Source organism: Streptomyces sp. NPDC058457 (assembly GCF_042720695.1).
Taxonomy (GTDB): Bacteria; Actinomycetota; Actinomycetes; order Streptomycetales; family Streptomycetaceae; genus Streptomyces.
Genome location: NZ_JBHXLU010000114.1, coordinates 1 through 20,521 on the forward strand (window position 1 = coordinate 1; position 20,521 = coordinate 20,521).

The 20,521-nt window shown below is 71.1% G+C and carries 19 protein-coding genes; 8 read left to right on the forward strand and 11 right to left on the reverse strand.

Annotation, left to right across the window (positions count from 1 at the left end):
- Window positions 1-41 precede the first annotated feature (41 nt).
- From ACFWPS_RS47655 to coxB, 3 genes are read right to left on the reverse strand one after another with little or no spacing between them, the layout of a single operon-like run.
- Window positions 42-440 carry a cytochrome c oxidase subunit 4 gene (locus tag ACFWPS_RS47655; RefSeq protein WP_383718876.1) on the reverse strand — a complete coding sequence of 133 codons (399 nt, stop codon included), beginning with the start codon at window positions 438-440 and terminating at the stop codon, window positions 42-44.
- Window positions 437-2,167, reverse strand: coding sequence for a cytochrome c oxidase subunit I (gene ctaD / locus ACFWPS_RS47660; protein WP_383718878.1), 1,731 nt, complete (start codon window positions 2,165-2,167; stop codon window positions 437-439). The genes ACFWPS_RS47655 and ctaD overlap by 4 nt, the downstream gene beginning before the upstream one ends.
- Window positions 2,164-3,126 carry a cytochrome c oxidase subunit II gene (gene coxB / locus ACFWPS_RS47665; protein ID WP_383718881.1) on the reverse strand — a complete coding sequence of 321 codons (963 nt, stop codon included), beginning with the start codon at window positions 3,124-3,126 and terminating at the stop codon, window positions 2,164-2,166. The genes ctaD and coxB overlap by 4 nt, the downstream gene beginning before the upstream one ends.
- 318 nt (window positions 3,127-3,444) lie before the next feature.
- Between coxB and ACFWPS_RS47670 the strand changes: the two genes are divergently transcribed.
- Window positions 3,445-4,821 carry a cysteine desulfurase/sulfurtransferase TusA family protein gene (locus ACFWPS_RS47670; RefSeq protein ID WP_383718883.1) on the forward strand — a complete coding sequence of 459 codons (1,377 nt, stop codon included), beginning with the start codon at window positions 3,445-3,447 and terminating at the stop codon, window positions 4,819-4,821.
- Window positions 4,822-4,908: 87 nt separating this feature from the next.
- Here ACFWPS_RS47670 and ACFWPS_RS47675 read toward each other — a convergent pair whose 3' ends face one another.
- Complete coding sequence (locus ACFWPS_RS47675) at window positions 4,909-5,883, reverse strand: carbohydrate kinase family protein (protein ID WP_383718886.1); 975 nt, start codon at window positions 5,881-5,883, stop codon at window positions 4,909-4,911.
- Between the two features lie 133 nt (window positions 5,884-6,016).
- Between ACFWPS_RS47675 and ACFWPS_RS47680 the strand changes: the two genes are divergently transcribed.
- Together ACFWPS_RS47680 and ACFWPS_RS47685 are read left to right on the forward strand one after the other, a co-directional pair.
- Complete coding sequence (locus tag ACFWPS_RS47680; RefSeq protein ID WP_089101160.1) at window positions 6,017-6,226, forward strand: hypothetical protein; 210 nt, start codon at window positions 6,017-6,019, stop codon at window positions 6,224-6,226.
- Between the two features lie 104 nt (window positions 6,227-6,330).
- Entirely contained in the window at window positions 6,331-8,217 is a 1,887-nt protein-coding gene (locus ACFWPS_RS47685; protein WP_383718888.1) for a hypothetical protein, read from the forward strand.
- 67 nt (window positions 8,218-8,284) lie between these two features.
- Here ACFWPS_RS47685 and ACFWPS_RS47690 read toward each other — a convergent pair whose 3' ends face one another.
- Window positions 8,285-8,641, reverse strand: coding sequence for an iron-sulfur cluster assembly accessory protein (locus ACFWPS_RS47690; RefSeq protein WP_030951236.1), 357 nt, complete (start codon window positions 8,639-8,641; stop codon window positions 8,285-8,287).
- A 322-nt stretch (window positions 8,642-8,963) separates the two neighbouring features.
- Between ACFWPS_RS47690 and nadA the strand changes: the two genes are divergently transcribed.
- Window positions 8,964-10,148 carry a quinolinate synthase NadA gene (nadA, locus tag ACFWPS_RS47695; protein WP_383718890.1) on the forward strand — a complete coding sequence of 395 codons (1,185 nt, stop codon included), beginning with the start codon at window positions 8,964-8,966 and terminating at the stop codon, window positions 10,146-10,148.
- Between the two features lie 28 nt (window positions 10,149-10,176).
- Here the strand turns inward: nadA and ACFWPS_RS47700 are convergent, their stop codons facing one another.
- The 5 genes from ACFWPS_RS47700 to ACFWPS_RS47720 all read right to left on the reverse strand — a co-directional run bounded on the left by ACFWPS_RS47700 (window position 10,177) and on the right by ACFWPS_RS47720 (window position 15,931).
- Entirely contained in the window at window positions 10,177-12,414 is a 2,238-nt protein-coding gene (locus ACFWPS_RS47700; protein ID WP_383718893.1) for a PQQ-binding-like beta-propeller repeat protein, read from the reverse strand.
- Between the two features lie 277 nt (window positions 12,415-12,691).
- Window positions 12,692-13,375, reverse strand: a complete 684-nt coding sequence (locus ACFWPS_RS47705; protein WP_383718896.1) for a response regulator — start codon at window positions 13,373-13,375, stop codon at window positions 12,692-12,694.
- Entirely contained in the window at window positions 13,372-14,640 is a 1,269-nt protein-coding gene (locus ACFWPS_RS47710; protein ID WP_383718898.1) for a sensor histidine kinase, read from the reverse strand. Before ACFWPS_RS47710 ends, ACFWPS_RS47705 begins: the two co-directional genes overlap by 4 nt.
- 192 nt (window positions 14,641-14,832) lie before the next feature.
- Window positions 14,833-15,111, reverse strand: a complete 279-nt coding sequence (locus tag ACFWPS_RS47715) for a hypothetical protein (protein ID WP_383718941.1) — start codon at window positions 15,109-15,111, stop codon at window positions 14,833-14,835.
- A 28-nt stretch (window positions 15,112-15,139) separates the two neighbouring features.
- Entirely contained in the window at window positions 15,140-15,931 is a 792-nt protein-coding gene (locus tag ACFWPS_RS47720; RefSeq protein WP_234542640.1) for a PspA/IM30 family protein, read from the reverse strand.
- Between the two features lie 199 nt (window positions 15,932-16,130).
- Here ACFWPS_RS47720 and ACFWPS_RS47725 point away from each other — a divergent pair, with 199 nt between their 5' ends.
- The 3 genes from ACFWPS_RS47725 to ACFWPS_RS47735 all read left to right on the forward strand — a co-directional run bounded on the left by ACFWPS_RS47725 (window position 16,131) and on the right by ACFWPS_RS47735 (window position 18,745).
- Window positions 16,131-16,805 carry a DUF3043 domain-containing protein gene (locus tag ACFWPS_RS47725; RefSeq protein WP_383718900.1) on the forward strand — a complete coding sequence of 225 codons (675 nt, stop codon included), beginning with the start codon at window positions 16,131-16,133 and terminating at the stop codon, window positions 16,803-16,805.
- A gap of 83 nt (window positions 16,806-16,888) precedes the next feature.
- The gene (locus ACFWPS_RS47730; protein WP_383718903.1) at window positions 16,889-17,590 is read left to right on the forward strand and encodes a class I SAM-dependent methyltransferase; all 702 of its coding nucleotides are present in this window, start codon (window positions 16,889-16,891) and stop codon (window positions 17,588-17,590) included.
- Window positions 17,591-17,665: 75 nt separating this feature from the next.
- Window positions 17,666-18,745 carry a S1C family serine protease gene (locus tag ACFWPS_RS47735; RefSeq protein WP_383718906.1) on the forward strand — a complete coding sequence of 360 codons (1,080 nt, stop codon included), beginning with the start codon at window positions 17,666-17,668 and terminating at the stop codon, window positions 18,743-18,745.
- A gap of 46 nt (window positions 18,746-18,791) precedes the next feature.
- Here the strand turns inward: ACFWPS_RS47735 and ACFWPS_RS47740 are convergent, their stop codons facing one another.
- The gene (locus ACFWPS_RS47740; protein WP_360496180.1) at window positions 18,792-19,004 is read right to left on the reverse strand and encodes a hypothetical protein; all 213 of its coding nucleotides are present in this window, start codon (window positions 19,002-19,004) and stop codon (window positions 18,792-18,794) included.
- A 201-nt stretch (window positions 19,005-19,205) separates the two neighbouring features.
- On the opposite strand from ACFWPS_RS47740, the gene ACFWPS_RS47745 reads away from it, so the two are divergent.
- Window positions 19,206-20,405 (forward strand): bifunctional adenosylcobinamide kinase/adenosylcobinamide-phosphate guanylyltransferase, encoded by a 1,200-nt coding sequence (locus tag ACFWPS_RS47745; protein WP_383718908.1) that lies wholly within the window; start codon window positions 19,206-19,208, stop codon window positions 20,403-20,405.
- The last annotated feature ends 116 nt before the right edge of the window (window positions 20,406-20,521 follow it).

The following is a 20,521-nucleotide window of genomic DNA, read 5'->3' on the forward strand; positions in this document are numbered from 1 at the left end:
CCTGACGGAGGGTCCGGGCTCCCGGTGCGCTCGGCGCGGGCCTACTGGGTGCGGTTCTCACCGTGGTAGTACTCGAACACCCAGCCGAAGAGGCCGATCATGATGACGGGCGCCGCGAAGTACAGCAGCCACCAGCCGACGGCCACACCGAGGAAGGCCAGCGCGCCGCCGACGCCGAGGGCGAGCGGCTGCCAGCTGTGCGGGCTGAAGAACCCGATCTCACCGGCGTCGTCCGCGACGTCGGCTTCCTTGTTGTCCTGAGCACCGGCGTCCACCCGGGAGGCCGTGAAGGTCAGGTAGAAGCCGATCATGAGGCACAGGCCGAAGGCCATGAAGAGCGCCGTGGTGCCGGCAGCCTCCTTCGACCACACGCCATAGACACCGGCCATGGCGAGGACGAAGACGCCCAGCCACACGAACATCCAGCCCTGGATCTTCACTTGCCGGCCTCCTTGCTGCCCGTGACAGCGGCGGCGTGGCCGTGCTCCAGCTGCTCCAGGGCGGCGATCTCAGGGTGGTGCAGGTCGAAGGCCGGGGATTCGCTGCGGATCCGCGGCAGGGTGACGAAGTTGTGCCGCGGCGGCGGGCAGGAGGTCGCCCACTCGAGCGAACGGCCGTAGCCCCACGGGTCGTCGACGCCGACCGGCTTGCCGTACTTGGCCGTCTTCCACACGTTGTAGAGGAACGGCAGGATCGACAGGCCGAGCAGGAAGGAGCTGATCGTCGAGATCGTGTTCAGGGTGGTGAAGCCGTCGGCCGCCAGGTAGTCGGCGTAACGACGCGGCATGCCCTCGGCGCCCAGCCAGTGCTGCACCAGGAAGGTGCCGTGGAAGCCGATGAACAGCGTCCAGAAGGTGATCTTGCCGAGCCGCTCGTCGAGCATCTTGCCCGTCATCTTCGGCCACCAGAAGTGGAAGCCGGAGAACATCGCGAAGACGACCGTACCGAACACCACGTAGTGGAAGTGGGCCACCACGAAGTACGAGTCGGAGACGTGGAAGTCCATCGGCGGCGAGGCCAGGATGACACCGGTCAGACCACCGAAGGTGAAGGTGATCAGGAAGCCGGTGGCCCAGAGCATCGGTGTCTCGAAGGACAGCGATCCCTTCCACATGGTGCCGATCCAGTTGAAGAACTTCACACCGGTCGGGACCGCGATCAGGAAGGTCATGAAGGAGAAGAACGGGAGGAGCACGCCGCCGGTGACGTACATGTGGTGGGCCCACACCGTCACGGACAGACCGGCGATCGAGATGGTGGCCGCGATCAGACCCATGTAGCCGAACATCGGCTTGCGGGAGAAGACCGGGATGACCTCGGAGATGATGCCGAAGAACGGCAGCGCGATGATGTACACCTCTGGGTGTCCGAAGAACCAGAAGAGGTGTTGCCAGAGCAGCGCTCCGCCGTTCGCGGCATCAAATACATGTGCCCCGAATTTTCGGTCCGCCTCAAGGGCGAACAGCGCCGCGGCGAGGACCGGGAAGGCGAGCAGGACCAGCACGGCGGTCAGCAGCACGTTCCACACGAAGATCGGCATCCGGAACATGGTCATGCCGGGCGCACGCATGCAGATGATCGTGGTGATGAAGTTGACCGCGCCGAGGATGGTGCCGAAGCCGGAGAAGGCCAGACCCATGATCCACATGTCGGCGCCGATGCCCGGCGAGCGGACCGCGTCCGACAGCGGCGAGTAGGCGAACCAGCCGAAGTCGGCCGCGCCCTGCGGGGTGAGGAAGCCGCCGACCGCGATGGTCGAGCCGAACAGGTAGAGCCAGTAGGCGAACATGTTCAGCCGCGGGAAGGCGACGTCCGGCGCGCCGATCTGGAGCGGCATGATCCAGTTCGTGAAGCCGGCGAACAGCGGCGTCGCGAACATCAGCAGCATGATCGTGCCGTGCATCGTGAACGCCTGGTTGAACTGCTCGTTCGACATGATCTGCAGACCGGGGCGAGCGAGCTCGGCGCGCATCAGCAGCGCCATCACACCGCCGATCAGGAAGAACGCGAACGACGTGACCAGATACAGCGTTCCGATGGTCTTGTGGTCGGTGGTGGTGAGCCACTTGACGACCACGTTGCCGGGCTGCTTGCGCCTGACCGGCAGCTCATCTGCGTAAGAGCCTTCAGCTGCCGCGGCACCCTGGGGTTCGTTGAGGATGCTCACAGGTTGTTCGTCTCCCGGTTCTTCTCGTGGCTCGTCTGCGCGATGCCGGCGGGAATGTAACCGGTCTGCCCCTTCTTGGCGAGGTCCTTGAGGTGCTGCTGGTAACGCTCGGGCGAGACGACCTTCACGTTGAACAGCATCCGGGAGTGGTCGACGCCGCAGAGCTCGGCGCACTTGCCGAGGAAGGTGCCCTCCTGGTTGGGAGTCACCTGGAACGCGTTGGTGTGGCCCGGGATGACGTCCATCTTCATCAGGAACGGCACCACCCAGAAGGAGTGGATGACGTCACGCGAGGTGAGGACGAAGCGGACGGTCTCGCCCTTGGGGAGCCAGAGCGTCGGACCGGGGTTGCCGGTCTGCGGGTTCTTCGTGCCCGGCGTACCGACGTCGTAGACACCGCCGGCGGCCGCCGGGAAGTCCTTCTTGAACCGGTCCGGAATGGCGGCCAGGTTCGTGTCGGTCTTCGCGTCGCCGCTGACACCGTCGACGGGCGTGATGTAGTTGAAGCCCCAGCTCCACTGGAAGCCGACCACGTTGACCGTGACGTCCGGCTTCTTGTCGGTGAGGCTGAGCAGCTTCGTCTCGTCACGGGCCGTGAAGTAGAACAGCACCGAGACGATGATGAGCGGCACCACCGTGTACAGGGCCTCGATCGGCATGTTGTACCGGGTCTGGGCCGGGACCTCGATCTTGGTGCGGCTGCGCCGGTGGAAGATGGCGCTCCAGATGATCAGACCCCACACCAGCACGCCGACGGCGAGCGCGGCGGCCCAGGAGCCCTGCCACAGGGAGAGGATCCGCGGAGCCTCTTCCGTGGTCGGGGTGGGCATACCAAGGCGGGGGAAGTCCTTGTATGTGCAACCGGTAGCGGTCGCAAGGACCAGGCCCGCGGTCATTGCCTGCAGCAGCTTCCGCCGCATCGGGCGCCGCGGCGAGCGGTCGGAGCCGTTGGGACTCACGTAGCGCCTTCCCGAGAGTCTCGCCCGCGCGGTCGGCTGCGGCCTTCTCGCTGGTCGGTCGCCGCCCTGCGTCGGGCAGGGGTTTGGATGTTTATGCGGACCAAACCCTAGCCGACGCCCTCCGGGGGTTCGCGGGGAGGGGGGCATACGCGTCGCCTGTCACTCGGTTGGGGTGGGAATGGGCGCCCAATAGCTCGGGTTGTCGCGGTTTGCGGTGCGGGTGCGGGTGCGTTGTGGCTGGTCGCGCCCCGCGGCAGAGCCACATGTGGACACGGCCCCGCGCCCCTGGATTGGTTGCCGGCGCTTTACCGTTGCTGTGTGTCCTACTTTGACGCTGCGTCCGCCGCCCCGCTCCACCCTGTCGCCCGCCAGGCGTTGTTGGCGTCGCTCGACGACGGGTGGGCCGATCCCTCCCGGCTGTATCGCGAAGGCCGCAAGGCGCGCGTGCTGCTGGACGCTGCCCGGGAGGCGGCCGCCGAGGCCGTCGGCTGTCGGCCGGACGAGCTGACGTTCACTCCATCGGGCACACAGGCCGTCCATGCGGGTGTGGCAGGCGCGTTGGCCGGTCGTCGTCGGGTCGGACGTCACCTGATCGTGTCAGCCGTCGAACACTCCTCGGTGCTCCACTCCGCCGAGGTGTTCGAGGCGGGGGGCGGACAGGTGACCCGGGTGCCGGTGGAGCGGACGGGAGCGGTGGAGACGGAGTCGTACGCCTCCGCCCTGCGCCCCGACACCGCGCTCGCCTGCCTCCAGTCGGCCAACCACGAAGTGGGCACCGTGCAGCCGGTGGCGGCGGTGGCCGAGGTGTGCCGGGCGGCCGGGGTGCCGTTGCTGGTGGACGCTGCGCAGTCGCTGGGGTGGGGGCGGGTCGAGGGCGACTGGTCGCTGCTGACGGCGAGCGCGCACAAGTGGGGTGGGCCGAGCGGGGTCGGGCTGCTGGTCGTACGCAAGGGGGTGCGGTTCGCCGCCCAAGGAGCGGTCGACGAGCGGGAGTCGGGCCGGGCACCCGGCTTCGAGAACCTGCCGGCGATCGTCGCGGCCGCCGCGTCGCTGCGGGCCGTACGGGCGGAGGCCGGGCAGGAGGCCGGACGGCTGCGGGAACTGACGGCGCGGATCCGGGCGCGGGTAGCGGAGTCGGTGCCGGACGTGGAGGTGGTGGGCGATGCGGAGCGGCGGCTGCCCGGGATCGTCACCTTCTCCTGTCTCTATGTCGACGGAGAGACACTGCTGCACGAGCTGGACCGGGAGGGCTTCTCCGTGTCGTCCGGATCGTCCTGTACGAGCAGCACGCTGACACCCAGCCATGTACTGAAGGCGATGGGGGTGCTGAGCGAGGGGAACGTGCGGGTGTCGCTGCCGGCGGGGGCGGCCGGGGCGGACGTCGACCGCTTCCTTGAGGTGCTGCCGGGGGTGGTGGCCGGGGTGCGGGAGAAGCTGGGAGCGCCTGTGCCGTCGGCGGCCCTGCAGGAGGACGTACTCGTCGTGGACGCCCTCGGCAAACGGTGCCCGATCCCCGTCATCGAACTGGCGAAGGTCATCGGCACCGTGCCGGTCGGCGGCAGGGTGCGGGTCCTGTCCGATGACGAGGCGGCGCGCCTGGACATCCCGGCGTGGTGCGAGATGCGGGGCCAGGAGTACATGGGTGAGGAGAAGGAAGAAAAGGGAACGGCCTACTTGGTACGCCGGCTCACCTGAGCGCCCCTGAAAGGGGCGCGGGGCTGTGTCGATGTGCGGCTGCCGCCGCGTGGGCGCGACCAGCCCCCACGCCGCCGCACCCGAAACTCAGACCAGGTACCCGCGAACCTCTTCCGCGGCCTCGTCCCCGTACGCCTTGGTGAACCGCTCCATGAAGTGCCCCCGGCGCAGCTGGTACTCCTGCGTACCCACCGTCTCGATGACGAGAGTCGCCAGCATGCAGCCCACCTGGGCCGCCCGCTCCAGCGAGACCCCCCACGCCAGCCCCGAGAGGAACCCCGCGCGGAAGGCGTCGCCGACACCCGTCGGGTCGGCCTTGCGCTCCTCGTCGGGGCAGCCGACCTCGATGGTCTCCTCGCCGACCTTCTCGATACGGACGCCCCGCGCACCCAGCGTGGTGACCCGGTGGCCGACCTTCGCGAGGATCTCCTCGTCGCTCCAGCCGGTCTTCGTCTCGATGAGCCCCTTCTCGTACTCGTTCGAGAAGAGGTACGTCGCACCCTCCAGCAGTATCCGGATCTCGTCGCCGTTCATCCGCGCGATCTGCTGGGAGAAGTCGGCGGCGAAGGGGATGGACCGGGTCCGGCACTCCTCCGTGTGGCGGAGCATGCCCTCCGGGTCGTCCGCGCCGATCAGGACCAGGTCGAGGCCGTCCACGCGGTCGGCCACCGTCTTCAGCTCGATCAGCCGGGCCTCGCTCATCGCACCCGTGTAGAAGGAGCCGATCTGGTTGTGGTCGGCGTCGGTCGTGCACACGAAACGCGCGGTGTGCAGGGTCTCGGAGATGCGGACGGACTCCGTGTCGACGCCGTGCCGGTCGAGCCAGGCCCGGTACTCGTCGAAGTCGAAGCCCGCCGCGCCGACCAGGATCGGCCGGGTGCCGAGCTGTCCCATGCCGAACGCGATGTTCGCGCCGACGCCGCCCCGGCGCACGTCCAGGTTGTCGACCAGGAAGGACAGCGAGACCGTGTGCAGCTGGTCCGCGACGAACTGGTCGGCGAAGCGGCCGGGGAAGGTCATGAGGTGATCGGTGGCGATGGAGCCGGTGACTGCGATGCGCACGGCTGGGACTCTCCTGAGGGGGAGGCGTTATTGACAGTTAACGCTACCGGGTCGGCGTGGGCACCCTGAAGGTGCCAAAACTACCCGATAGTAGATCTTTCTTCGCGGCGCCCGACGTGCTTACGGTTCCGTCATGACGAACCTCAAGGTCCACGCCCCCGCTCCGGCCGACCTCGACGGCGATCTCGCGTCGCTGCGCGGGGACTGCGCCCGGATGGCTCCGCACTGGACGGTTCCTGATCACAGCGATGCCCGCCCGGTGCCGCCGTCACTCATCCACGGGGTGACCGTGCCGAAGAAGTCCGCCAGGCTGCTGGACGCGATGTCCGACTACGGCGACTGAGTCTCGCCCGGCGCGTTTCCAGGGAACCGCGCGCCCCCCTCCCGCGTCCCATCGCCGTCCCCCGTGAAGGGGAGGCGGGATACGACACGGCTAGGAGCGATGCGGTGAAGAGCGAGCGACCCGAGAACGCCGACGACGCGGCCGCGGGCAGCACCGGGGAGCCCCCCGAGGCCCGGCAGGCCACGGAGTCGCCGAAGGCTGCGGAGGCCGCCGAGGCCGACACGCAGGCCACCGCGGAGTCCGCCGAGGGTGCCCCGGCAGAGGTTCCGGAGCCGGACGAGGCCCCCGCCCCGGGCGCAGCCGCCGAGCCGGGGGCGGTGATCTCCGAGCCCGAGGAGGCCCCCGAGCCGGAGGAGACCCGCGAGCCCGACGTGGCCCCCGCCGCCGATGCCGCCCCGGAACCCGCGGAGTCCCCTGCGGAGCCCCCCGCGGAGCCGGAAGTGGCCGAGCTTTCTCATACCGCCGACGTCGCTGACGCCCCCCGTACTCCCGAGACGCCCGAGACGCCCGAGACGCCCGACGCCGAAGCGAAGACCGAGGCCGAGGCCGGTCACCCCGTCCCCCGCCGGCGCTCCCCCGCCCTCGTCATCACCTCCGTGGCCGCCGCCGTCCTCCTGATCGGCGGCGGTGGTGCCTATCTCGCCTCGGGCACCGGTTCTGGCGCCGGCTCCGACGCCGGCGGCGGTACGACCACGGGCTCGTCCGGCGGTTCCACGCCCCCGCCCCTCGCCCTGGACGGCTACTCCTCCGGCGGCAACGGCATAGCCCCGGGCGAGCCCGATCCCTACGGCGTGACCTACAAGGCGAGCGGGACGCTCCCCGCCGGCCCCGGCTCGGCCACCGTGTACCAGCCCTCCGGCGAGGTCTCCAAGGACCGGGTGGCCGCGCTGGCGAAGGCGCTCGGCGTCGAGGGGACCCCGGTGGCCGAGGGCCAGGTCTGGAAGGTCGGCACCGACAACGACGGCTCCGGCGGGAGTCTCCAGGTGAACCGGGCCGCCCCGGGCATCTGGACGTACAGCCGCTACGCCCCGGGCACCGACAACTGCAAGCGGGGCCTGGTGTGCACGCAGGACCCGTCGGCGCCGTCCGGTCCCCCGGTGAGCGTCGACGACGCCGAGAAGGCGGCGGCGCCGGTGCTGAAGGCGCTCGGCCAGGACGCCGCGAAGCTCGACGCGAGCCAGGTCATGGGCGCCCAGCGGGTGGTGAACGCCGATCCGGTGGTCGGCGGACTGCCGACGTACGGCTGGACGACCGGGCTGACCGTCAGCAAGCAGGGTGAGGTGGTCGGCGGCAACGGGATGCTGGCGACGCCGGCGAAGGGCGACACGTATCCGGTGCTGAGCGCCGCGAAGACGCTGGACCTGATGAACGCGGCGCCGCGCTCCGACCACCGGATGGGCATCGGCGGCTGCGCCAGTTCCGTACCGCTGAAGGACCGCCTGGAGCAGCCGTGCTCCGCGTCGTCGCCGTCACCGTCGTCCGCCTCGTCCACGTCGTCGGCCGTGATCGAGAAGGCGGTGTTCGGCCTTTCCGCGCAGTCCGTCGCCGGCCGGCAGGCGCTGGTGCCGTCCTGGCTGTTCCAGGTGCGCGGGGCGGCGGACGCGTACACCGTCACCTATCCGGCGGTGGACCCGGCGTACCTGGTCTCCTCCTCGGCCTCCTCGTCGCCGACGCCTTCGGCGAGCGCGAGCGCCTCGGCGGGGACCACGAAGGACGTGAAGGTGGACGGGTACCGGGTCGACGGCCGTGATCTGATCGTCGCCTTCACCGGCGGGGTGTGCGCCGACTACAAGGCGACGGCGGAGGAGAGCTCGGAGCAGGTGGTGCTGAAGGTGACCGCGACGCCCTGGCCGGACAAGATCTGCGTCATGATCGCCAAGGAGTACCACCGGACGGTGCATCTGGACGCGCCGCTGGACGGCCGGAAGGTGGTCGGCACGGACGGCAAGGCCCTTCTGAGGGCGGTGACACTGGAACCGCAGATGGGCTGAGCACATACGAAGGCGGCGGCCCCTCGTGGTGAGGGGCCGCCGCCTTCGTGCCGTTGTGCCCGTCGGCTCAGCTGAAGGAGTCGCCGCAGGCGCAGGAGCCGGTCGCGTTCGGGTTGTCGATCGTGAAGCCCTGCTTCTCGATGGTGTCGACGAAGTCGATCGACGCGCCGCCCAGGTACGGGGCGCTCATGCGGTCGGTGACGACCTTGACGCCGCCGAAGTCCTTGACGACGTCGCCGTCGAGGGAACGCTCGTCGAAGAAGAGCTGGTAGCGCAGGCCGGAGCAGCCACCGGGCTGGACGGCGACACGCAGGGCGAGGTCGTCACGGCCTTCCTGGTCGAGCAGGGCCTTGACCTTGGCCGCGGCGGCGTCGCTCAGAATGATGCCGTCGGTGGCGGTGCTGGTCTCGTCCGATACGGACATCTACATCTCTCCCGGGTTGTACGGAGACTGCTTGCCGACGAGTGCAACCGGCGGGTCCGCTGATTCATTCCGGCCCGGCACGCGCGTTCTCGCGTTTTCCTACGTCTTCATGCTCGCACACGCCCGAAGTCACGCACAGCGGTCGTCGACGGCACCCACGGCGACCTGCACACGGGGTGACCATCCCGCGTCCACCCGTCGGCCACCCTCCCGTTCGGCGCCGGGATTGATGTCACATCGACGCTATGGCCATCGTCAAAGTGACGTGAAGCAGTTATGATAGATAGCGTCAGAACGACGAAAAGTAGAAAGGGTGCGTGTCGTGACCACCGCCCAGACCACGGAGCTCGACGTACAGCCGACTCCGCTCGCCCTGCTGCTGCTCGGCCGTGAGGCCGACCCGAAGAGCGAGCGGGGCGTCGAGTGTCCCGGCGACCTGCCCTCCCCGTCCGACCCGGACCTGGTCGCGCGTGCCCGCGCGGCCAAGGAGAAGCTCGGCGACAAGGTCTTCGTGCTCGGCCACCACTACCAGCGCGACGAGGTCATCCAGTTCGCCGATGTCACGGGCGACTCCTTCAAGCTGGCCCGGGACGCGGCCGCCCGCCCGGAGGCGGAGTACATCGTGTTCTGCGGTGTGCACTTCATGGCCGAGTCCGCCGACATCCTGACCTCGGACGACCAGAAGGTGGTCCTTCCCGACCTCGCGGCCGGCTGCTCCATGGCCGACATGGCGACCGCCGAGCAGGTCGCCGAGTGCTGGGACGTGCTGACCGAGGCCGGGATAGCCGAGCAGGTGGTCCCCGTCTCGTACATGAACTCGTCCGCGGACATCAAGGCGTTCACGGGCAAGCACGGCGGCACCATCTGCACCTCTTCGAACGCGCAGCGCGCCCTGGAGTGGGCCTTCGAACAGGGCGAGAAGGTCCTGTTCCTGCCCGACCAGCACCTGGGGCGCAACACCGCCGTCCGGGACATGGGCATGTCCCTGGACGACTGCGTGCTCTACAACCCGCACAAGCCGAACGGCGGCCTGACGGCCGACCAGCTGCGCAACGCGAAGATGATCCTGTGGCGCGGCCACTGCTCGGTGCACGGCCGTTTCTCGCTGGACTCGGTCAACGACGTGCGCGAGCGCATCCCGGGCGTGAACGTCCTCGTCCACCCCGAGTGCAAGCACGAGGTCGTCGCCGCCGCGGACCACGTCGGATCGACCGAGTACATCATCAAGGCGCTGGAGGCCGCGCCCGCCGGCTCCAAGTGGGCCATCGGCACCGAGCTGAACCTGGTCCGCCGCCTCGCGAACCGCTTCGCTCCGGAGGGCAAGGAGATCGTCTTCCTCGACAAGACCGTCTGCTTCTGCTCCACCATGAACCGCATCGACCTCCCCCACCTGGTCTGGACCCTGGAGTCGCTGGCCGAGGGCAACCTGGTCAACCGCATCGAGGTCGACAAGGAGACGGAGACGTTCGCCAAGCTGGCCCTGGAGCGGATGCTGGCGCTGCCGTAGCCGTACCCGTGGCCGTACGGCCCGTGTGTCACCCCGAGTCGACCGCCTTGCGCTCGGGGTGCGCCGGGTCGAGCGTGAAGATCGTGCCGTCGGAGGTCGACAGGACCAGGGCGCCTCGGTTGAACCAGACGCTCGGCAGCAGACCGCTGTTGCCGAGCACCTCGGCGCGGGCGGAGGACTCCCACAGGACGGTGCCCTTCGCCGCGTCGAGCGCGACCACGCGTCCGCTCATGCCCGCCATGTACACCGTGCGCCCCTTGGCGTCCACCGAGGCCTGGCCCGGCGACTCCAGGGTCGTGTGGCTCTCCCACAGCCGGGCCCCGGTCGTCGGCGAGAAGGCGGTGACCAGGCCGCTGGAGGTGGCGAGGTAGAGCGTGCCGTGGGCCAGGGTGGGCAGCCCGCCCCGGTACTTCTCGGGCAGCGGGATCAGGGTGCGCCTGCCGGTGTCGGGGTCGACGCGCACGATGCGGTTGTAGATCAGGTCGGGTCCGTTGTTGACGTCCTGGTCGTCCGACTCCAGGAAGACCAGCTGTCCGGAGAGGGTGCCGACGAAACTGGCCGTCTGGGCAGGAGAATTCAGGGTGCGCACCGAGCCGTCGGCGGGGTGGACGACGTAGAACTTCGTGGCGCGCGAGCCGTCCGACTGGTCGCCGCAGTCCACATAGGGGAAGTCCCCCGCGGAGAGCATCGAGCAGAGCCAGCCCCGGGGCACGGGCACGTTCCGGCGCACGCTGCCGTCCCGTGCCGAGCGGACGGTGAACGTGCTGCCGTCGCCCTCCTGGGTCAGGGTGACCCCGTCGCCGTAGGCCGATCCCAGGCTGTCGGTGCGTACCGCGTGGGACCACACCTCGGTGCCGTCCGAGGCCTTGAGCGCGAGCACGGACTGGGCCTTTCCCAGGCCGCCGCCGTCGGTGATCTGGAGTTCGACGAGGACCAGGCCGTCGTCCACGCCGAGGACCGTCGTGATGTAGCGGTCGGCCGGTACGCCCGCGGGCGCTGTGCCGGAGCGCCAGAGGGTGCGGCCGGTGGTGGCGTCGACCCGGGTCGGGAGCAGGGAGGTGCCGCCGCAGTAGACGGAGGAGCCGTCCGACACGCAGGTGGGCGAGGTGTCTCCCGCGTAGCCCGGTGCCTTCTTCACCCCGTGCTCGGCGGTCGCGGACACCGTTGTCTGCCAGGGCCGCCAGCCGGTGGGGAGGGTGCCCCAGCGGGATCCGGGGGACGCCGAGGAGCCGGTGCGTGCCTGGCCGTCGCCGTTCCCGGGGCCCAGCAGCAGGTAGTAGCCGGTCAGGGCCAGGGCGGTCACCGCGGCCGCGGCCAGCAGCAGACGGGGTGTGCGGCGGCGGGCGCGGGGGCGGCGGCCGGTGACCGGCGGGGTGGTGGCGTCGAGGGCCGGGGCATGGCCGGGGCTCGTGGCGGGCAGGCGCAGGGTCATCGTCCGCGGTTCGGCGGACTCCGGCTCCGGCAGGGCCGCCGCGAACTCCCGGGCCAGGTCGTCGAGTCCGGGCCGGTCGGCGGGGTCCTTGGCCAGGCAGCGCTCCAGGACCGTGCGCAGCGGGCCGGTGACCCCGTCCAGGACGGGCTCGTTGTGGACCACCCGGTAGCCGGTCAGATAGGGGCTGTCGGCGTCGAACGGGCCGCGTCCGGTGACGCAGTACACCAGCAGCGCGCCGAGCGAGAAGACGTCGGAGGCGGGGCCGACGGTACGGGCGTCGGTGAACTGTTCCGGGGACATGAACGGCGGGGTGCCGACCATCTGCCCGGTCTCGGTGAGGGTGTTGTGGTTCTCGGCGGCCCGGGAGATGCCGAAGTCGATGACGCGGGGGCCGTCCTCGGCGATCAGGACGTTGGCCGGTTTCAGGTCGCGGTGCACCACCCCGGCCCGGTGGATGTCGCGCAACGCCTCCACCAGGCCGAGGGCCAGCGGCCGCAGGTCGGTGACGCGGAGCGCGCCATGGGCCCGGATGCGGGCGGCGAGGGAGGGGCCGGGCACGTACTGGGTGGCCATCCAGGGCGCCGGCGCGTCCGGGTCGGCGTCCAGCACGGGGGCGGTGAAGGCACCGCTCACCCGGCGGGCGGCCTCGATCTCCTGCCGGAACCGGGCCCGGAAGACGGGGTCCTCGGCGTACTGGGCGTGCACCACCTTGACGGCGACCTCGCGCCCGGAGCGCGACCGGCCCCGGTAGACGATGCCCATCCCGCCGGCCCCGAGCCGGTCGGCCAGCTTGTAGCCGCCGAGGGACCGCGGGTCGTCCTTGTGCAGCGGCACGCCCAAACTCCCCTTCCCCGCCCTGCAGTTCGCGGCGCCAGCATACGGAACGGCCAGGCGCGGACGGCCGGTTCCCGGAGGTGTTCCGGGAACCGGCCGCCGTTCGCGGGACCGTCGCACGGCCGCGGGCTGCGGCTCCTCGGGCGCCGGGGCAGATTTCGCGGCCCCCCTGGCCCGTCCTCGCCGCCCGCTTCCTGTCCCGGCGCTCCTTGCGGAGTTCGAACACCGTGTACGCCGTCGGGACCGGCAGCGCCGGCCGTGGGACACCCGGGTGGGGTCAGTCCGTCCTGGGGCGTACCAGCCCCGACTCGTACGCGATCACCACGAGTTGGGCCCGGTCCCGGGCGCCCAGCTTGGCCATGGCCCGGTTGACATGGGTCTTCACGGTCAGCGGGCTGACCTCCAGGCGTTCCGCGATCTCGTCGTTGGAGTGCCCGCCGGCGACCTGGACCAGGACCTCGCGCTCCCGTGAGGTGAGCGCGTCGAGCCGCTCGGTGCGGGCCGGGTCGCGGCCGTCGTCGCCGAGGTCGCCCTGGGCGAGGAAGCGGGCGATCAGGCCCTTGGTGGCCGTCGGGGAGAGCAGCGCCTCGCCGCCGGCGGCGACCCGGATGGCGCTCAGGAGTTCCTCGGGTTCGCTGCCCTTGCCGAGGAAGCCGGAGGCACCCGCGCGCAGCGCCTGGACGACGTAGTCGTCGACCTCGAAGGTCGTGAGGATCACGACACGGACGTGGGCGAGGGCGGGGTCGGCGCCGATGAGCCGGGTGGCGGCCAGTCCGTCGGTGCCCGGCATCCGGATGTCCATCAGGACGACGTCGATCTCCCGCTCCCTGGCGAGCCGCACCGCCTCGGCGCCGTCGGAGGCCTCGCCGACCACCTCCATGTCGGGCTCGGAGTCGACGAGCACCCGGAACGCGCTGCGCAGCAGTGCCTGGTCGTCGGCGAGCAGGACACGGATCGTCATACGGAATCCCCCAGGGCGGCCGAACGGTCCTTCGTACGACCGCTCGTACGGTCGCTCGTACGGTCGTTGGTGTGGGTCTTGACCGGCAGGATCGCATGGACGCGGAAGCCGCCGCCGTAGCGGGGGCCGGTGGTGAGGGTGCCGCGCAGGGCGGTGACACGCTCGCGCATGCCGAGCAGGCCGTGGCCGCCGCCGGCCTCGGGGGCGGTGTCCTCGCCGGAGCCGTTGTCGAGGACGGAGACCTCTATGTGCGGTCCGACGCGTACGACGCTCACCTCGGCCTTGGCGTCGGGTCCGGCGTGCTTCTGCACGTTGGTCAGGGCCTCCTGGACGATCCGGTAGGCGGCCAGGTCGACGGCGGCGGGCGGGGTGGTGCCCTGGTCGGCGCGCGCGACCTCGACCTGGAGGCCGGCGTTGCGGAAGGTGTCGGCGAGCTCTTCCAGGAGGTGCAGGCCGGGGGCGGGCTCGGTAGGCGCCTCGGGGTCGCCGGACTGGCGGAGCAGGCCGACGGTGGCGCGCAGTTCGTTCAGCGCGGAGCGGCTGGCCTCGCGGACGTGGGCGAGGGCCTCCTTGGCCTGGTCGGGCCGCTTGTCCATGACGTGCGCGGCGACCCCGGCCTGCACGTTGACCAGGGCGATGTGGTGGGCGACGACGTCGTGCAGGTCACGGGCGATCCGCAGCCGCTCCTCGGCGACCCGGCGGCGGGCCTCCTCCTCACGGGTCCGCTCGGCGCGCTCGGCACGCTCGCGGATGGCCTGGACGACGGCGCGCCGACTGCGGACGGCGTCCCCGGCGGTGGCGCCGATGCCGGTCCAGGCGAAGATCGCGAGGTTCTCCTGGGCGTACCACGGCAGGGGTCCTGCGACCATCGCGGCGGTGGTCAGCACGGTCATGGTGAGCAGGCCGGCCCATACGGTGGTGCGGCGGTCGGTGGTGGCGGCGACGGTGAACAGGGCGATCACGGCCGCCATCGCCACGGGTGCGCGGGGGTCGCCGGTGACGCACTCCAGGACGGAGGCGGCGCCCGTGACGACCAGGACCGTCTTCGGGGCGTGCCGGCGGAAGACCAGGGCCGCGGCGGCGAGCGTCATCAGGACCAGGCTGAGCGGGGCCGGGGTGCGGATGCCCCAGGCGACGCCGTGCGTGCCGTGCGGGGCGGCGAAAGAGCTCACGACCATGCAGACGAGGGCGCCCGCGGCGATGACCGCGTCCACGGCGAGTGGATGGGCGCCGGCTCTGCAGCGGGCTCTTTCGAGTGTGCTCACGTTCTGAACAGTACGGCTGCTTCGTGCGGGCCGGAACTGCCGGTTCGGCCCGCCGCGGGCACCGTCCCTGGGGGCTGCCGCCCCCAGACCCCCGCTTCGGCCTGAACGGCCTCGTCCTCAAACGCCGGACGGGCTGGAAGGGGTGCTCACCGGCCTTCGTCCTCAAACGCCGGACGGAATGTGGTCCGACCGTCAGCCCGGAATCAGACCGTCGTCCCTCAGCAGTGCCCTGACCTCCTCCAGGGTCGCGTCCGGGGACGGGAGGATCAGGTCGGAGGGTTCCAGGGATTCGTCCGGGAGCGGGGCGCCCAGTTCCCGGACCTTGTCCAGGAGGGCGCCCAGGGTGCGGCGGAAGGCTGCCTCGTCGCCGGACTCGGTCTCCGCGAGGAGCTCGTCGTCCAGCTTGTTCAGTTCGGTGAGGTGGCTGTCGGCCAGCCTCACCTGGCCCTCCCCCATGATCCTCACGACCATGTCGGCCATGTCGCCCTCCAGGCGTCGGCTACTGCTTGTCGAAGCGCGGGGTGTCCTGCGGCTGCTGCGACTGCTGGCCCTGGCCGGTGCCGCCCTCGATCGCCTGCTGGGGCGCACCTCCGGCGAGCTCGGCCTTCATGCGCTGCAGCTCCAGCTCTACATCCGTACCACCGGAGAGGCGGTCCAGCTCGGCGGCGATGTCGTCCTTGGCCGTGCCGGTCGGGTCGTCGAGGGCGCCGGAGGCGAGCAGTTCGTCGATGGCGCCGGCGCGGGCCTGGAGCTGCTGCGTCTTGTCCTCGGCGCGCTGGATGGCGAGGCCGACGTCGCCCATCTCCTCGGAGATGCCGGTGAAGGCCTCGCCGATGCGGGTCTGCGCCTGGGCGGCGGTGTAGGTGGCCTTGATGGTCTCCTTCTTGGTACGGAAGGCGTCCACCTTGGCCTGCAGGCGCTGGGCCGCGAGGGTGAGCTTCTCCTCCTCGCCCTGGAGGGTGGCGTGCTGCGTCTCCAGGTCGGTGACCTGCTGCTGGAGGGCGGCGCGGCGGGAGAGCGCCTCGCGGGCGAGGTCCTCACGGCCGAGGGCGAGCGCCTTGCGGCCCTGGTCCTCCAGCTTGGTGGACTGCTGCTGGAGCTGGTTCAGCTGGAGTTCGAGGCGCTTGCGGGAGGTGGCGACGTCGGCCACCCCGCGGCGCACCTTCTGAAGCAGTTCGAGCTGCTTCTGGTACGAGTAGTCGAGGGTCTCGCGCGGGTCCTCGGCCCTGTCCAGGGCCTTGTTCGCCTTCGCGCGGAAGATCATCCCCATACGCTTCATGACACCGCTCATGGGCTTCGCGCGCCCCCTTCTGACGGACTCCGGCTCACAGATCCTGCGACAGAACCCACAGTACGGGCCCTGCCTCCATTACCGCACTGTTCGGGGACCGATGCGCTCATCCCCAAGGACGACTACGGACTGCTCCGCTCCGGCACAGGTAGTAGGTGTCCCCCTGAGCGAACCGTCTGCAACGTCCCCTCTGTCCCCCATGGAGACGACTGGCGTTGCGGGATCGTTCCCCGCCGGACTAGGGCCCACACCCCACCACCCCGTACCCTTGGGTTTTGTGTTCCGTAGCCGTGCCAAGGATGAGAAGGCCTCCGCCGACAAGGCGGCCGTGACCGACTCCAAGCAGACCCGAGACCCGCAGGCCCCCAAGGGCAGGCCCACGCCCAAGCGCAGTGAGGCCCAGACCCAGCGGCGCAGCGTGGCCAACACGCCGACGACGCGCAAGGACGCCGCCAAGCGTCAGCGCGACGACCGGCGCACCGCCATGGAGCGGCAGCGCCAGGCGTTGGCCACCGGCGACGAGCGGTACCTGCCGGCCCGTGACAAGGGCCCGGTCCGCAGGTTCGCCCGTGACTGGATCGACTCGCGCTTCAACGTGGCGGAGTTCTTCCTGCCGCTGGCCGTGGTCATCCTGGTCATGAGTGTGGTCAACAACACGGCGATCAAGAACATCGCGCTGCTGCTGTGGCTGGTCGTGATCGTGCTGATCGTGCTCGACGCGGCCGTCAGCGGCTTCCGGCTGCGCAAGCGCCTCGCCGAGCGCTTCCCGGACCAGAACCGCAAGGGCGCCGTCACCTACGGTCTGTTCCGCTCCCTCCAGATGCGCCGGCTCCGGCTGCCCAAGCCGCAGGTCAAGCGCGGAGAGCGGCCCTGAGCACAGAGCCTTTCTCCGGGGGCGCGGCGAAGGCCTGGCTGACCAAGCTGGGCGGGCTGCGTGATGTCGTACGGCAGGAGCTGGTGGCCCGCCGGCTCGACGAGCAGATAGCGGGGCGGTTCCCGGTCGGGCAGCGACTGCGGGTGCTCGACGTGGGCATGGGCCAGGGCACGCAGGCGCTGCGGCTGGCCCGGGCCGGTCACCAGGTGACCGGTGTCGAGCGGGAACCGGCGATGGTCGCGGCCGCGCGGGAGGCGCTGGCCGGTGAGCCGGTGGGCATCCGCGACCGGGTGCGGATCGTCGAGGGGGACGGGCAGGACACGGGCGTCCACTTCCTGCCGGGCAGCTTCGACGTGGTGCTCTGCCACGGCGTGCTGATGTACGTCGAGGAGCCGGACGCGCTGCTCGCCGGGCTGGCCCGGATGCTGGCCCCGGGCGGGCTGCTGTCGTTGCTGGTGCGCAACGCCGACGCGCTGGCCATGCGGCCGGGGCTGAGCGGCGACTGGGCGGGCGCCCTGGGTGCCTTCGACACCGTCTCCTACCGCAACCGGCTGGGCCTGGACGTCCGGGCCGACCGGCTGGCCACCCTCACCGCCGCCCTCGCCGGGATCGGCGCCCCGCTGCAGTCCTGGTACGGCGTACGGGTGTTCACGGACACGGCCGCGGACGACGCCGGGGCACCGGCCGACCTGGCGACGCTGCTCGCGACGGAGGAGCGGGCCGGGCGGACGGATCCGTACCGGGCGGTCGCGGCGCTGCTGCACCTGTGCGGGGTGCGCGGCTGACCTTCCCCCGGTGAAGCTCCTCGTTCGGGCCAGCAGCGCGAGCCGGAGCGTCACCGCCACGGCGAGACTCGGTGCATGGACGTTTCCCCTGCTCGCCGGACCCGCCGTACGGCCGCCGTGCTCGGCTGCTGCTGCCTGGCGCTCGTCTCCGGATGTTCCGTCTTCGGCGGCGACGCGGCCGGGGACGCCTCGGCCGGCCGGGCCGCCCAGGTGGCGGCCGTCCCCATGGCGGCGACCGATCTGCAGAACCGGTACCAGAAGGTGATCAAGGACGTCCTGCCCTCGGTCGTACAGATCCAGGCCAGCAGCGACCTGGGCTCGGGTGTGGTCTACGACGGCAACGGACACATCGTCACCAACGCGCACGTCGTGGGGAACGAGAAGACGTTCAAGGTGACGACCGCCAACACGGAGGAACCGCTCACCGCGACCCTGGTGTACTCCTACCCCCAGCAGGACCTGGCGGTCATCAGGCTCGACAGGACCCCGGACGGGCTGAAGGCGGCCGCCTTCGGGGACACCGAGAAGGTCCAGGTCGGGCAGATCACGCTGGCCATGGGGTCACCGCTCGGGCTGTCGTCCAGCGTGACCGAGGGGATCGTGTCGGCGACCGGACGGACCGTCAGCGAGAACACCGCGGGCGGCGGTACGGGTGCCACCATCCCCAACATGGTGCAGACCTCGGCGGCCATCAACCCCGGCAACAGCGGCGGCGCGCTGGTCAACCTGGACGGCCAGGTCGTCGGCATCCCGACGCTCGCCGCGAGCGACCCCAACCTGGGCGGCAGCGCGGCACCGGGGATCGGGTTCGCCATCCCGGCGTCGATGGTGACGACGGTCGCCGACCAGATCATCAAGCAGGGCAAGGTCACCGACTCGGGGCGGGCCGCGCTCGGCATCACCGGGCGCACCGTGGTCGACGTGAACTACCAGCCGGCCGGGGTGGCCGTGGTGACCGTGAAACCGGGCGACGCGGCCGACAAGGCGGGCATCCGGCCCGGGGACATCATCACCAGGGTGGGAGGCGACGACATCACCACCATCACCTCACTGGCCGAGTCACTCGCCTCGGACCGGCCCGGGCAGAAGACGACGGTGACGTACAGCCGGGACGGCATCGACAGAACGGTGGACGTGACGCTGGGCGAGCAGTGACGGCGGTCCGGGGCGACCGCGCAGGGCCGCCCCGGACCGGCGCGTCTCAGGATTCGTCAGCGTGCAGGCTCATCGGACCGTAGATCTCGGTGGCGTCCTCGTAGAGCCGCACCTGGTCGGCGCCGCCGGCCAGAAGTTCCTTCCACTGCTCGCCGATCCAGGATTCGGCGTCGCCCTGGGTGGTGAACTCCTCGGGCTCCACCGCGGGCTGGACCTCCGTCCCGTCGGCCTTCTCGAACCGCCACGTCCATGCCGCCATGTAGGCCTCCTTTGATCCAACTGGTGCATCGTATAAGGGCGCCGACAAAAACTCCGCTGGTTGTGGGCTTGTGTGCGGGCCGGTGGGGGCTCGCGCCCACGCGGCGGAGCCGCATACTGATACAGCCCCGCGCCCCTTTGGGGCGCGCTGTGCGGGGCGCAGACTGGAGCGAGAACCGTCAGGACGGGTGAGAATCGGTCCGTGGAAGTGACTTTGCTCGGTACCGGTGCTCCCGTGGGGCTGCCCAACCCCGGCTGTGCCTGTGCGGCCTGTTCGTGTGCCGTCGGGGAGGATGCCCGGGCGGCCACCGCGCTGCTCGTCGACGGGACGCTGCTGCTCGATCTGACGCCGGGCGCGGCGTTCGCGGCGGCCCGGGCCGGGCGGTCCCTCGGGGGCGTACGGCAGGTGCTGCTGTCGCATCCTCATGACGGGCCCGCCGTCGAGGTGCCGGCCGCGCTGCCGCAGCCGGCGCGGGTGCCGGACGGACGGGAGCTGACGCTGCTGACGGGGCATCGGGTGCGGGCGGTGGCGATGGACGCGGGCGGCACCGGGTACGCGGTGACCGGCCCCGACGGGCAACGGCTGCTGTATCTCCCGCCGGGCGGGGCCCCGGCCGGGCTGGAGAACGGGAGCGCGGAATCGTACGACCTGGTGCTCCTCGACGTCGTCGGCCGGCCGGACGCGCTGGCGCGGCTGCGGGCGGTCGGCTCGGTCGGGCCGACCACGGATGTCGTCGCCGTCCATCTCGACCATGACGTGCCGCCCGGCACGGAGTTGCGACGGCGGCTGGCGGCGGCCGGGGCGCGGGCGGTGCCGGACGGTACGACCCTGACGGTCGGGGTGTACGAGGACGTACCCGACGTGCCGCGCCGGACGCTGGTGCTGGGCGGGGCGCGGTCCGGGAAGTCCGTGGAGGCCGAACGGCGGCTGGAGGCCTTCCCCGACGTGCTGTACGTCGCCACGGGCGGTACGCGCGGCGGGGACACCGAGTGGGCGGCGCGGGTGGCCGTCCACCGGGAGCGGCGGCCGGGGTCGTGGCGTACGACGGAGACGTGCGACCTGGTGCCGTTGCTGGCGCAGGACGGGTCGCCGCTGCTGATCGACTGTCTGTCGCTGTGGCTGACGGACGCGATGGACTCCGTCGGGGCGTGGGACGACACGGAGTGGGCGGCGGGCGGGGAGAAGGCGCTGCGGGAGCGGGTGCGGGAGCTGACGGAGGGGGTACGGGCGACGCGGCGGACGGTGGTGGCCGTGTCGAACGAGGTGGGGTCGGGGATCGTCCCGGCCACCGCGTCGGGGCGGCGGTACCGGGATGAACTGGGCCGGCTGAACGCGGCGTTCGCGGGCGAGTGCGAGCAGGTGGTGCTGGTGGTGGCGGGGCAGGTGGTGGTGCTGAGGTAGTGGGGGGCGGGGGGACGCCTACCGGCGCGTGGGGGGGGGCACCCCCCGCGCCCCCCCGGGGCGCCGGGGGGGCCCACCCCGGGCCGGAAGGCCCAGGGGGGGGCGCGCCGGGGCGC

Excerpts from the sequence above, each read along its gene's own strand:
- ACFWPS_RS47680 (WP_089101160.1), top strand. The coding sequence starts at position 6,017 with ATGACGAACCTCAAGGTCCACGCCCCCGCTCCGGCCGACCTCGACGGC.
- ACFWPS_RS47690 (WP_030951236.1), bottom strand. The coding sequence starts at position 8,641 with ATGTCCGTATCGGACGAGACCAGCACCGCCACCGACGGCATCATTCTG.
- ACFWPS_RS47705 (WP_383718896.1), bottom strand. The coding sequence starts at position 13,375 with ATGACGATCCGTGTCCTGCTCGCCGACGACCAGGCACTGCTGCGCAGC.
- ACFWPS_RS47715 (WP_383718941.1), bottom strand. The coding sequence starts at position 15,111 with ATGGTCGTGAGGATCATGGGGGAGGGCCAGGTGAGGCTGGCCGACAGC.
- ACFWPS_RS47720 (WP_234542640.1), bottom strand. The coding sequence starts at position 15,931 with ATGAGCGGTGTCATGAAGCGTATGGGGATGATCTTCCGCGCGAAGGCG.
- ACFWPS_RS47725 (WP_383718900.1), top strand. The coding sequence starts at position 16,131 with ATGGAGACGACTGGCGTTGCGGGATCGTTCCCCGCCGGACTAGGGCCC.
- ACFWPS_RS47735 (WP_383718906.1), top strand. The coding sequence starts at position 17,666 with ATGGACGTTTCCCCTGCTCGCCGGACCCGCCGTACGGCCGCCGTGCTC.
- ACFWPS_RS47740 (WP_360496180.1), bottom strand. The coding sequence starts at position 19,004 with ATGGCGGCATGGACGTGGCGGTTCGAGAAGGCCGACGGGACGGAGGTC.